The 12,859-nt window shown below is 46.7% G+C and carries 9 protein-coding genes; 6 read left to right on the forward strand and 3 right to left on the reverse strand.

Going from position 1 to position 12,859, the window contains the following annotated elements; genetic code table 11:
• The 3 genes from IX84_RS14550 to IX84_RS33355 form a co-directional block, all read left to right on the forward strand.
• Positions 1–1,356: zinc-dependent metalloprotease family protein (locus tag IX84_RS14550; protein WP_044222207.1), on the forward strand; the 1,356-nt coding region annotated here is incomplete at its 5' end.
• Entirely contained in the window at positions 1,356–1,949 is a 594-nt protein-coding gene (locus IX84_RS14555; protein ID WP_044222209.1) for a hypothetical protein, read from the forward strand. The genes IX84_RS14550 and IX84_RS14555, both read left to right, overlap by 1 nt.
• Before the next feature lie 118 nt (positions 1,950–2,067).
• Positions 2,068–2,220, forward strand: coding sequence for a hypothetical protein (locus IX84_RS33355; RefSeq protein WP_160213781.1), 153 nt, complete (start codon positions 2,068–2,070; stop codon positions 2,218–2,220).
• 217 nt (positions 2,221–2,437) lie between these two features.
• Here IX84_RS33355 and IX84_RS14560 read toward each other — a convergent pair whose 3' ends face one another.
• Entirely contained in the window at positions 2,438–3,712 is a 1,275-nt protein-coding gene (locus tag IX84_RS14560; RefSeq protein ID WP_238578284.1) for an ATP-binding protein, read from the reverse strand.
• Positions 3,713–4,291: 579 nt separating this feature from the next.
• Between IX84_RS14560 and IX84_RS14565 the strand changes: the two genes are divergently transcribed.
• Positions 4,292–6,622, forward strand: a complete 2,331-nt coding sequence (locus IX84_RS14565; protein WP_044222215.1) for a M4 family metallopeptidase — start codon at positions 4,292–4,294, stop codon at positions 6,620–6,622.
• Between the two features lie 117 nt (positions 6,623–6,739).
• On the forward strand, positions 6,740–7,429 hold the full coding sequence (locus IX84_RS14570; protein ID WP_044222218.1) for a hypothetical protein: 690 nt from the start codon (positions 6,740–6,742) through the stop codon (positions 7,427–7,429).
• Positions 7,430–7,841: 412 nt separating this feature from the next.
• Here IX84_RS14570 and IX84_RS14575 read toward each other — a convergent pair whose 3' ends face one another.
• Positions 7,842–9,590: a peptide MFS transporter gene (locus tag IX84_RS14575; protein WP_044222222.1), complete on the reverse strand. Its 1,749-nt coding sequence runs from the start codon at positions 9,588–9,590 to the stop codon at positions 7,842–7,844.
• A gap of 108 nt (positions 9,591–9,698) precedes the next feature.
• Complete coding sequence (locus tag IX84_RS14580; protein WP_063978275.1) at positions 9,699–11,855, reverse strand: peptide MFS transporter; 2,157 nt, start codon at positions 11,853–11,855, stop codon at positions 9,699–9,701.
• Positions 11,856–12,122: 267 nt separating this feature from the next.
• On the opposite strand from IX84_RS14580, the gene ruvA reads away from it, so the two are divergent.
• Positions 12,123–12,719 (forward strand): Holliday junction branch migration protein RuvA, encoded by a 597-nt coding sequence (gene ruvA, locus IX84_RS14585; RefSeq protein WP_044222225.1) that lies wholly within the window; start codon positions 12,123–12,125, stop codon positions 12,717–12,719.
• The last annotated feature ends 140 nt before the right edge of the window (positions 12,720–12,859 follow it).

Raw genomic sequence — 12,859 nt, forward strand, 5'->3', positions numbered from 1 at the left:
GTATTAATACTTTATTCACAAGAAGTACTCGACGCAGGGATAGATTATGAGCAAGAAGCAATACTTGGGGTAGCTGACCTAAATACTGCCCTTGCCGAATCTGCGATTCCTAATACCAATGTCTCGGCTGAAATTGCAGGATATGAATTGTTGGAGGGGTATGAAGAGATGGGCAACGCGATTGCTGCTCGCGGCCAATTAGAACAAAATCCAAATATTCCAGCCCTTAGAGATGAATATAATGCCGATTTGGTTGTCTTGTTCCAAGTCATGGATTTCTTTTCAGATGGCGTGCAACTAGGCGGAATAGCAATGATAAATGATGGCCGATTTACAGGTGGTGTACCAGACGTGAATATGGTTTTTAGTGTGATTGATACAGAAGCTCCGCCAGATATTTTTGCCCATGAAATAGGACACTTACTTGGCTGTCGACATTTAAAGGAAGATGACCCACACGGATTTGCTAATGCTTATGAAATATGCACATTGCCAATATCTGGTGAGGGGCAAAATTTTTGTGCCCAATATATGAGTACTGTCATGGACGGGAACGCTGGTGTAAGCAGGGTATTGAGATTTTCTAATCCGGAAGGACTTTATCAGGAATTTGCCACTGGCACAGAAGATCATAATAATGCTAGAATGATAGCCCAGACAGCTTGCCCGATTAGTCTATTTGGAGGTATGGTGGAGGGCGGATTTGCAGACCCCCCTTTTAATGCCAATGCCACTGGGCCATTGTATATTTATCACGATAATATCGGTTCTTTTACTTATTCCTCTTACTATGAAGGCTGTCAAGACGGCATTGTTGAGTATCACTGGGAAATTAGCTGGGATCATCAGAATACCTTTCAGACGCTGTCTTATGAGGAAGATGCTATTCTACAGGCTGTAGATGTTCCTCAGAACCAACCGACTGGCTTCATCAGACTGACTGCTAGTTGTACCGAAGAGCCGGATGAGGTTGTCAGGGTATTACAGCTCACTAACTGGAGTGCATGGAATTTGAAAATTGACCCAAACGGAGAGGACTCCTATGCAGTTAGGTCTAGCAGAAGAGTAAAAGCTGGGCGTATATCTGAAACCAGTGATGAAGGTGCTTTAAGTATTTTCCCTAATCCTGTGAAGAATATCCTATACATTGAATCGGAAACAGTCGCTTTAAATGATTTGTTAGAAGTCAATCTTTATTCCGTTCAAGGTACCAGGTACGATTTTCATAAAAACCTGCTTAGCGAACAATCAACCCAATTAAGCATTGACGTAGGCAGCATGGTTCCTGGATTTTATATCCTGGAGTTAAAATCTGCCGAAAGATATTTTCATCTGCCCATAATAATCGTACACTAATGAAAGAGCAGTTATACTTTCTCAATATGATTCTGTTTTCATTTTTTATAAGCTGTTGCAATGATGATGATATGATGATAAAAGAACCTGATGGCATGGTGGTTGATTGTAGCGAAATGGATTGCTCGACTCCGGGGGATTTTTATGGTGTTGGTGTGATGAATGAGGAGTGTTGGATAGCAGATAATACTGAGTTAGAAATAAACACCCCATCTGCAATGATGTTAGTAAACTTGCGGAAGTATGAATCGAATAGTATAGATGGCTATCTATATTTTATTGTTAATAAACATACGGACTTAAATGATACAATTTGGCTGGGGTTTTCATACAGTAATGTACCCATTCCAAATGTAGCGCGAACTAAATATACTTACCTTGAAGACCATTCCATAGTTGGAGACTTTGATTTTTCTCCCGATGATGAACTGACTTATAATGACTTTTTAATCATTGATTATTTTAATCAAGACACTAGTATCGTAGAGGGGCATTTTCAAGTTCGCTTCCCGCAAAGGAGTGTTAATCATTTCGTTAATGCACCCGATAGTATGAATATCCAATGCGGACGTTTTAGGGTAAGTGAATATTGAGTATTAATAATTGTGGCTAACAAGGGCTACTCGTCGAAATTTTGGGGGCAACATTCCTGATCATCGTTATTTCGAGTACACCTCACACCTGTCGCTCGCCTACTGGTACAAAAGGTATATGGTAGAGCTGTCCTACATTCATGGCCTGGGGCTGAGGAACAGGGAGCGGGAAATGCTCCGCCCCATCAATGAGCTCAACCTCACGCTCATCCTTCAGTTCAAGGCGCCGTGGTCTGGTAAAGGGCGCAGGGGTATGGAGCTTCGGTTTTGAAGGCTTATTTTATATAATCCAAAGGCTAGTTGGGCAGGTTGCATTGCCTGACCCCACTTCCCTGGATGTCCACGGGAACTGGATTTTGGTGAATGATGGGGGCGTGGTGAGCCCCTCTTGTTAAAGTCCCAAGCCTGCACATTGAAAATTCCCACTCCGGCATTATAGTAATAAACGAGCTAACGCATGCCAGTTAGGTAGATGGAAGGACCGGTATCTACTTAACAAATGCTCGAAAGTTTTCTCTGTTAATCAGGAACCCTTCGGCATCATAAGCTTTAGTGAAAGTAGTTGAGATTTTAGCGCGCTTATTTGGGTTCCATTTAAATTCGTAGGCTTTCAAATTCAGCCCTCTTTGCTCAACGTAATCAATTTCCTGCTGCTGGTTTGTTCTCCAAAAAAAAGATTTTGCAAGGGTGAATTTATATTTATTCATTTTTATTCGCTCTGAGATAAGAAAGTTCTCCCAAAGTTGTCCGACATCTGATCTTAATGCCAGGTGGTCCATGGCACCAATTACAGCATTCCGGATACCATTATCATAAAAATAGATTTTCCTTCCTTTTTTGATTTCATTTCTAACGTTTCGGTTAAAACTTGGAAGCCTGAATACGACATATCCTTGTTCCAATATCGTTATGTACTTCTCGATGGTGTTCCGGTCCACACCCACTAACTGGCTCAACTCATTGTAACGGACTTCACTTCCGATTTGTAAAGCCAATGCCTGAATCAGCTTATCCAATACCTGAGGTTTTCTTATTCCAGCATAAGACAAAACATCTTTGTATAAATAACTGCTAACCAGATTTCCCAAAATTTCCGGCTCTTCATTAGGATTGTTGATGACATCTGGGTACATGCCGTATACCAATCTCCTTTCTAATTGCTGATCGGCTTCAATAAACCCTACATGATGCTCAAATTCTTCCCAGCTTATTGGAAATAGTTCGTATTCCCATTTCCGCCCGGTAAGTGGTTCATTGAGCTCATTGAACAGTGAAAAGGAAGAGGAGCCGCTAATCCATAATTGAACATCCTTTAGCTGATCAATTATTATTTTCATCGTTAGGCCTATATTGTTGATCCGCTGTGCTTCATCAATAAATACGACTTTGTGATCGCCGATAAAGGCACGGATTTGATCCGTATTTGGGGTGTCCAATAATGTTCTGATACGTGGGTCGTCACCATCAAAAAATTGATATCGCTCGTTCCTGAGCAATTTTTTGATCAATGTCGTTTTACCAACCTGCCGGGGCCCAATTATAATAATCGCCTTTCCTCTACCGGCTTTTCCGCTTATGCGTTCTGCAAGTATTCGTTCAATCATATTGTAAACATAGTGAAATATGAATAAAATTTTGAAAAAGTATGTTTTTTTATGATTTAGAACTTTTGGCACGATGGTATGAGGGCAATCTTTGTCGTCTAATACTGAAACTGGCATGGATGCGGAAAATGCAGGAACCTTGGGGGCAACGCTCCCCATCACCGTTATTTCTAGTACACCTCACACCTGTCGCTCGCCTACTGGTACAAAAGGTATAGGGTAGAGCTTTTCTACATTCATGGCCTGGGGCTGGGGAACAGGGAGCGGGAAATGCTCCGCCCCATCAATGAGCTCAACCTTACACTGATCGTTCAGTTCAAGGCGCCGTGGTCTGGCAAGGGGCGCAGGGGGATGGAGCTTCGGTTTTGAAGGCTTATTTTGTATACGCCCTAATGGCTAGCTGGGCAGACCGCGGTGCCTGGCGACATTTCTCTGGATGTCCACAGGAATTTGATTTTGGGGAGTGACGGGGGCGTGGTGGGGCAGAAAACTGTTTTTTTGTGCATTTAAACCAGCGCGCTGCTTAATCACCAATTTGACCATAGCTACTGGATTGACTATTAGGCTTGTATCTATCCTCTATATGTATTAGCCAATAATCAGCCCAGTCTTTTTTCGGAGAAAATGTCACAAAATGGTTCCTAAAATTTTCATATCTTTAGGATGACAATAGGATAAGCGCTTATTCTAATCTCTCAAGTTTTAAACACTGAACAATGAACTTGCTTAACCTTTTGCGTGGCTCTGGTTATTACAGAAGTCACATACACATTACATCCGCCGAAGCCAATCGGCGAAGGAGGACACACACACAGCGTTCTTAAGTTTCTGCTAGCGACGGTTCTCTTGTTTGTCATGACCAATCCTTCCTATGCTCAACGTGAGGGTGAGAAAAATAGCTATAGAGCTTGGTCTACCTGTGATAGCTACAATGGATTTTTTGATACTGGGGCATTAGAAACAATGGAGTATATTTCTGATACTATTTATCCAAGTGGCCGGATGATAATTAGAGCTGACCACTGGCACGAGCTGGGAGGCGTGGATAGCATCAGCAGTATGATGGGGCTGAATAATGATTATAGTTTTCAGCTGGTAAAAACACAAAAGAGCCGGGGCGATGATGGAATCAGTTATTACCGTTATCAACAATATTATAAGAACATTCTGGTTGAAGGGGGAGGATTCACGATTGCTGCTCTGGCTGGACCAGGTCCAGGCCCTGAAAACCCCTGTTTAGAAGTGAAAATGCTTTTTCCGTTTGTTGCAACAGAGGTACACTCGATAGACCCTATTCCATTGAGCTCGATTTCAGTGGCAAATACTCTGGGGAATTACTATGTAGCCCAACCTCAGGCAAGCCTGTCTGTTTTAGATACCAATATGAGCATCTGGCCCAATCTTCTTAATGACTGTGCTTACCATCTAGCCTGGGATGTTAACTATATTATTGATGGTGAAAGCAAAAGGGCATGGGTAGATGCCAAAAGCGGGACGGTGCTTAATGTAACCGACGGATCAATGAATTTGGTTGCTCCTATGGAAACACCCGGATATGGGCAACTTCCTGGAAACACCAATGATTTGAATGATTCGTTTGACGGATCAGCAACCCGGCTAATTAGTGAAAACCTGGATTCGGAGGTAAGAACTTATGATTTTGGTGGAAATATGCAAGAAAGACCCTTGAGCATTAATCTCAGTGAATGGCCTGACGCCTTTATACCGTCAACTAACCTCCTTCAGTGGGACGGGACTATAGCCTCTCCTCATGTTTATCAAGCTCATTTTGCAACTACGGAATGCGTAAAAATTTTCTCCTCCTCTTTAGAAATAGATTTTGGCACGGTCCGGGTTGCTGTGGATGAAAAGGAAAACGCAATAGCTTACAGTGAATCCACTGATTTTAGTGCCTTTATAGCTCTAGGCTTCCTAGGAGGGTCAACTACGGCTATATTTGATATCGTTGCCCACGAACTAGGTCATTGCTATATGTCTGGGGAGTCGCTGGAATATACAAATGCAGGAAATGAATCCCTTCACGAAGGTATCGCAGATATGTTTGGTACCTATGTCGAGTCCGTTATACAAGGCTCAGTCGATTGGGTAATAGGTGATGATGAGCCGGCTGTGGCCGAAAAAGTAAACAGAGACTTAGCCAACCCTGAGTTCAATTGTTTTTCGGATGTTGAAAGTTTACTTCAACCACACACGAGGTCCACCCCACTTAGCCATTGGTTTTTCTTAGCCAGTGAAGGAGACCCCGCTCTGGGCATCAACTCGCTGGGCATGGAAACGGTTTTAGGCTATATCATGGATGCCCTGGCAGCGAATTCCTCATTAAGTGATTACGGCGACCTTAAAGATGCGGTTTTAGGGGTGGTTGAATTGCAACACAGTGTATGTTCGGAAGAGTACACTTCGATCGCTAGAGCATGGAATGAAATCTGTGTGGGTAATACACCTATTTGTCCATACACTATCACTGGAAATCCTATTGTTTGTGAAGAAAACAATGTCTTGTTGTTATGTATCAATGGAGGGATACCTAATGCTACGTACAGGTGGTATATTCCTGGAGATGCGAACTGGACGGCTAACGGTCAATCTGGTACGAACTTATTTGAAGGCAATTGCTTGTACGTAACTCAATTTGATAATTACCCTTATTACCCTCAATCCTTTGAAATTGACATATATTCTCCTACAGTAGGCCCTGCGTACAATCAGTCCATCACGGTGAGGTTAATTGACTGCAACGGAGATGACCCCACTTGTTGGGAGTACTATGATAGCCTGCAGCCATTGATGCACAATGATGAAGGGCAACATGAGAGTGCTGTCGAACACCGCCTGGGTAAAACCCGGTTTACCATAGATCAAAACCTACCACAGCAATCAGTGTACTGGATTAAAGGTTACGACATCATGGGAAGGCTGGTTTATGATGGGCTCTTCAAAGATATAAGGGATGAAGGTCTCCCCAGCCGATACGGCATGCTAATGTTGCAATACTTTGACGAAAATGGAAAATGGTTAGGCACCCAAAAAGTAATGCCTAACAGATAGCATAAAGTTAAAACGGCCCCTCCTGATTTCCAAAAAGAACGAGTAATGCATCTTTGCATTCTCTCTTCAAGCGGAAGAAGCAATTTCGGAAATCAGGAGGGCTAAAAAAATAAAGCCATGAACCATTACTTCAAACGCACCTTTACTGCCTTACTCCTACTGCTCAGCGCAAGTGCCCTGCACGGGCAGACCTACTTCAGCCTGCGGCTGGGAGGAGGATTGACGGATATTGAAGGAGGGGATTTCCATGTAGCAGGACCTCGTCCAGATTGGTACGATGTGGACGCACAAACCCTAAGGCACTTGTTGGTTGGTTTGAGCGTAGAACAACAAATAGGCGAAGCGCTATTCTTTTCCTGGGCGAACGGCTATTATTTTGATCGTGTATTCAGAATGCGGACAGATGGCATCGCTAGTATAAATTTTCATCGCTTTGATAGCTGGCGTACGGATTTTGCTGTTAAGCGTTCAATTGCTGATGCATTTTTGGTAGGAGCTGGACTTGGGCTGAACTACATCCATAATTCTGAGATAAGTACAGATGGAAAAGATTACTGGAAAATCACGAGTTACAATTACCGTGAAAACGCTCCTGATCATCGCTATTTCGAGTACACCTCACACCTGTCACTCGCCTACTGGTACAAAAGGTATATGGTAGAGCTGTCCTACATTCATGGCCTGGGGCTGAGGAACAGGGAGCGGGAAATGCTCCGCCCGATCAATGAGCTTAATCTTACGCTGATCCTTCAGTTCAAGGCGCCGTGGTCTGGTAAAGGGCGCAGGGGTATGGAGCTTCGGTTTTGAAGGCGCTTTCTTGGTTTAAACTCAGGCGACGATTTTGGAATCGTGGCCTGAGCATAAGACGTAAGGTTGTCTGTCAGGTCGCCCCCCGTATAGCTATCGGGGCTAAAGTTACCACCTGATTTTAAATGAAAAGCTTCCCACGCCGATCACCTGAGTATTCACAGAAACTGGATTTTGGTAAGTAACGGGGGCAGCAGCAGACTTCATTTCATTGCCCCTACTGCCTTAGGCAACTGCAACAAAAACGGCAGGCTTCATAGTAAGTGGTGTCGGTTATCCTCATTACTATATGATATACCTCTTCAAAATAGCGGTAAATCCGATGCCTTCAAAGTTTCAGAAGGGAAGAAATAAAAACCGGACTGTTGCGGCAAATGGCAACAGCCCGGTCCCTCGCGAAGTGCTTGACTACCTAGCGGACACCATGCATCAGGCGCTTGAGCAATGGGTTGAGCGCCATCACCAGCAGCCCGGAGGCAATAGGGACTATGGTGAAGATCAGGAAGAACGTACTCAGTGAGTACTGCGAGACGATCGCGTCAATCTTGCCGCCCATAAAGTGGGCCAGCTTATTGCCAATGGCAATGGCCAGGTACCAGATGCCAAACATAAAGGCAATCATACGGCCAGGCACCAGCTTGCTGAGGTAGGAAAGCCCTACCGGTGACAGGCAGAGCTCACCCAACGTATGGAACAGATAAGCCAGAATCAGCCAGATCATACTTACGGCTGCGGTCTCTGCTCCCTGAGGAATGGAAAGGGAACCGAACACCAGAAAACCAAAGCCTACGCCCAGCAGGGACAGCCCGATTCCGTACTTCATCGCCGCAGAAGGGTTGTACTTGCTTTCCCACCATCGGGAGAACAACGGCGCAAACATGATAATGAACAGGGAATTCAGAATGGCAAACCAGGTGGCTGGAACTTCTGTCCCGGTATTGGAGAATTCCCGGATCAACTTGTAGATCACAATTCCCCAGATGATCACAAAGCTCAGCCCCAGGATAATATTGGAAAGCGTGATTTTCTTGTAGGTCATCCGGAACAGGCTGTAAAGCACCCAGGTGATGATCGCCAGTGGTATGATGGTGATGATCGTATCCACGATCTTGAAAATCATGGCCGTATTGCCAGCCAGGGCACGGCTCGTGTAGTCTTTGGCAAAGATCGCCATAGAACCCGCCGCCTGCTCAAAAGAAGCCCAGAAGAATACGGTGAAGAACGCAAAAATGGCTACCGCAATCATTTTATCCCGTACCAAAGGCGTGTAACGGGTCAGGCGGGAAATAAGCAGTACAAGGAAGGCAACCAGGGCCGTTAGTATCACGGAATTGGCCACAGTGCCTTCTGCTCCGCCCGGCAATATTGGCATTTCCCCGATCTTGGATAGGGGGTCATTGAAAATCCAGATTACCGAGAGCACCACAAAAGCGCCGATCAGAATTTTGTCCAGCAGGCTGAAAGGGTTGAGCTTGTCGCCCTCCGGTATCTCGAGCTCTTCATCAGTAGTGGCTTCCGGCTTGTCGCCAATGCCATCAAAAATGGGCTTGGCGAAGTAGAACTGAAGCATGCCCAGGAACATGAAAATACCCGCCAGGCCAAAACCAAAGCTCCAGGCGACTTTCTCACCCAGGTACCCGCAAAGCATTATGCCCAGAAAGGCGCCGGCATTCACACCCATGTAGAAGATGGTGTATGCGCCGTCTTTTTTCTCCGGGAAGTTTTCATACATCTTGGAGATGATGGAGGTCATGTTGGGCTTGAAGAAACCGTTGCCAAAGATCAGCAATCCAATACCAATGTAAAGGAAGAGCGGGGTCTCCACGGCCATAGAGGCGTGGCCCAGGGTCATCAGCAATGCCCCGATAACCACCGCTGAACGATAGCCGATCATTTTATCAGCAATGTATCCGCCCAGAATAGGCGTGAGGTAAACCATAAGGGCATAGGTGCCCAAAAGGGACAGCGCGTCTTCCCGTTCCCATCCCCAGCCGGGATTCTCCACATCTATAGCCCCAATGAGGAAAATGACGAGCAGGGCCCGCATACCGTAGTAGGAAAAGCGTTCCCACATCTCCGTGAAAAACAAAACGAATAGCCCCGAAGGGTGCCCGAGCACGGTTCCGTGTTTGGTCAGGCTGTTCAATGATCCGTTCGACATAAGTGTTTTGCTGTTTTTTGTTGGCCCCAAAACAGGGCTTGCAGATTCGTAATTTGGTTAGATGAAAAAGCCCCCGTCCCTTCTATGAGAGGGCCGGAGGCCAGGGTTTTATGATTTCGGAGGGTTCAGCATAGACCCATCGTCGTCCTGAGTAGGGTTGTCTTCGTCGGTCTGATCGGCAATTTCGTACCCTTCCTGCTCCTCGAAGTGGGTGTCGGTGGTGTCCTCCGCGCCGTGGGTCAGTTTCTTCAGGCGCTTGAAGAAGAGCAACAGCAGCACGCCAAAGGCTGCGGTAAAGATGAAGATGCCGACAAAGGTCTTGTACTCCTGCTGATTTTGCAGCTCGAAGAGTTCTATTTCGCCACTGTATTTGCTGATATCGACTTTAGCGCCATCATTCTCAATGGCAGCTTTGGCTTCCTCGTCGTAGGCCATGCGCACCACTGCCGTGAGTTGAGCATCTGATGCCGCCCCTTCTTCTTGCAGATATTCGGTCAGCAGCTGCTCATTTTCGGGCGAAAGCTGCAGCAGTTGCTTTACGTCCACACCGCCCTCGCGGAGCACCACCTGCCCGCCTTCCAGGTAGGCATTGGCCGTGAACTCAAAATCATCGGCTTTCATAATGACTGTATCTGCAACCAGGTCATATTCTGCCGGAGAAGCCACCAGTTCCGTACTCACGGTTTCCAGCTGAGAAGACTCCCCAATGGCACCCGCCACTTTATTACCCAGGCCGGTGGCCGCAAAATAAACCCCCATCATGATGGAGACATACTTGACGGGCGCCACCTTCGTGATAAAGGAAAGGGCAACCGGTGAAGCACAAAGCTCGCCCAAAGTATGCAGCAGGTAGGCCAGGATGAGCAGGTAGAGCGCGGCTTTGTCGCCGTATTGCTCCACATCTGCACTGGCTTTCGCCATAAACAGGAAGCCCGCGCCCATAATAATGGTACCCACTGCCATCTTCACCAGAGACGAACTCTCGTAGCCTTGATGTTTCCACCAAATCCAGAAGCTGCCCACCAGGGTACCGAAAATAATGATGAACAGGGCATTCACGGACTGAAAGACCGATGCCGGGATTTCATACATCCCGGATGTATACAAATCCGACCGGTAAAAACTATAGCCTGCCAAAATGAGTGCCCCAATCGGCAAAAACAGGTAGTACGTATCTTTTTTCTGGAAGTAGTGGATGATGCCGAGGATCAGCAAAATGCCACCAGCGCCGTAAAACAGCAGGTCGATGGTGAAGAAGTTCACCATGCGGTCAATCTTGTTCAGGGTGTAAATATTGAGTAAACCACCCGCCTGCTCGAAGGCGCCCCAGAAGACAATAATGATCAGGAAAGACAGGATGAGCACCATAAAGCGGTCTTTCTCGATACTGTTCACTTCCTTGTAAATCATCATCATCAGCCCGGCTACGATAGAAAGGAACAGGAACAGCGCTGTATAGAGGTAACGGTCCGTACCTTCAAAAGCGGTAAATGCCAGGATCGAAGAGCCGATAATGAGGCCAGCTGTAATCGCCAGCTGCACCGGGCTCCTGAAAAGCTCCTGGAATAAGTCGCCAAAAGAGGAATCTGCGGCTTCCCCGGCCGCTTTGGGGGCTTTGCTTGGGGGCTCGCCTACGCCCTTGAGGTATTTTTGCCCCAGCATGAAAATGACCTGCCCGAGGAGCATGCCAATACCCGCCAGGCCAAAGCCATAGTGCCAGCCGATGGTCTCGCCCACCGCGCCCACAATCAGGGAGGACAGGAAGGCCCCAACGTTAATGCCGATATAAAATATAGTAAAGCCCTGATCGCGCCGTTCATCACCTTGCTTGTACAAGCCGCCCACCATGGTGGAAATATTGGGCTTCAGCCCACCCACGCCAAGAATGATAAGGGCCAGGCCCGTATAAAAAGCCCAAATAGCCTCAATAGCCAAAATACCGTGCCCGGCAACCAGCGTCAAGCCACCGTAGAGCACCGCCTTCTTTTGCCCGATAAACTTGTCGGCCAGTATACCACCGGGTATGGACATCACATAAACCAGCATGGTGTACCAGCCATAAAGCGCCAGTGCCTCAGAGGACTCCCAGCCCAGGCCCGGGTTGTCTCCGGTTGCCGAGCTGATGATGTAAAGGACCAGGATGGCGCGCATGCCATAGTAGGAGAAGCGCTCCCACATTTCGGTAAAGAATAGGACGAAAAGCCCAATCGGGTGCCCAAAGAGTGAGGGCTGATTGTCAAAGTCAAAGGTGTTCGCTTTCGACATGTGTAATTGTAGTTTTAGCTAAGCCGGGGTCTTCCCGGTGTGGTTCTTCGTTTCTGTTGCCCGATGAGACGGCGCTGCAAAACGAGTGTAAAATAGATACTTTTGGCTGAGCCTGCCTAATATCCAATCTATTATTTTGCGGTTTTGCTGCTTCACCGATAATTGGGATGTACTGTTTTTTTCAGCTGTTTCTCGTTTACAGCGGAACTTCTTACCTTCGCAGCCTGATTATCCGAAACGGCCCATTTTCACTCACCCTGTTCACTCATGATTACTTACATCAAGGGGAATATCACCCACAAAAGCCCAACCTATGTCGTGGTGGAAGCCGGTGGCATTGGTTACCATATTAATATCAGCCTGCATACCTATGCTTTGATCGAAAAGCTGGAAGCGGTCAAGATTCTGACCCATCAGCATATCAAAGAGGACAGCCATACCCTCTACGGGTTTGCCGAGTCCATAGAGCGTAACCTGTTCCGCCATCTGATCTCCGTATCCGGAGTAGGGCCAAGTACGGCACAGCTAATGCTTTCTTCCATGACGCCAGATGAGATGCGGGCGTCTATCATCGGCGAGGATGTGGCCGGGCTCAAGCGAATCAAGGGTATTGGTGCGAAAACCGCGCAGCGGATCATACTCGATCTCAAGGATAAGCTCCTGAAGGATGGGGGCGATGAAAACCTGCCAGCCAATGTGCCGCAGGCAGACAATACGATCCGGGAGGAGGCGTTATCAGCTTTGGTTGCGCTGCAGTTTAACCGCATACATGCCCAAAAAGCCCTTAACAAAGTACTGAAAGCCCAGCCGGGTATTGGCCAGGTAGAAACCCTGATCAAGCTCACGCTTAAGGAGCTTTCTTAACCAAATCTATTTCGCTTTGGTTGCCCCTGTTGAAATGCGTTACTTTGCGCCGTCTTTTAAGACAGGACAGGAGGCTTCCGGAGTTTCCCAAAAGCAGAATGTTAAAGTTGTAGGGTGGGGTAAAATATACCCGTCACCTT

This window comes from Phaeodactylibacter xiamenensis (assembly GCF_000759025.1).
Taxonomy (GTDB): domain Bacteria; phylum Bacteroidota; class Bacteroidia; order Chitinophagales; family Saprospiraceae; genus Phaeodactylibacter; species Phaeodactylibacter xiamenensis.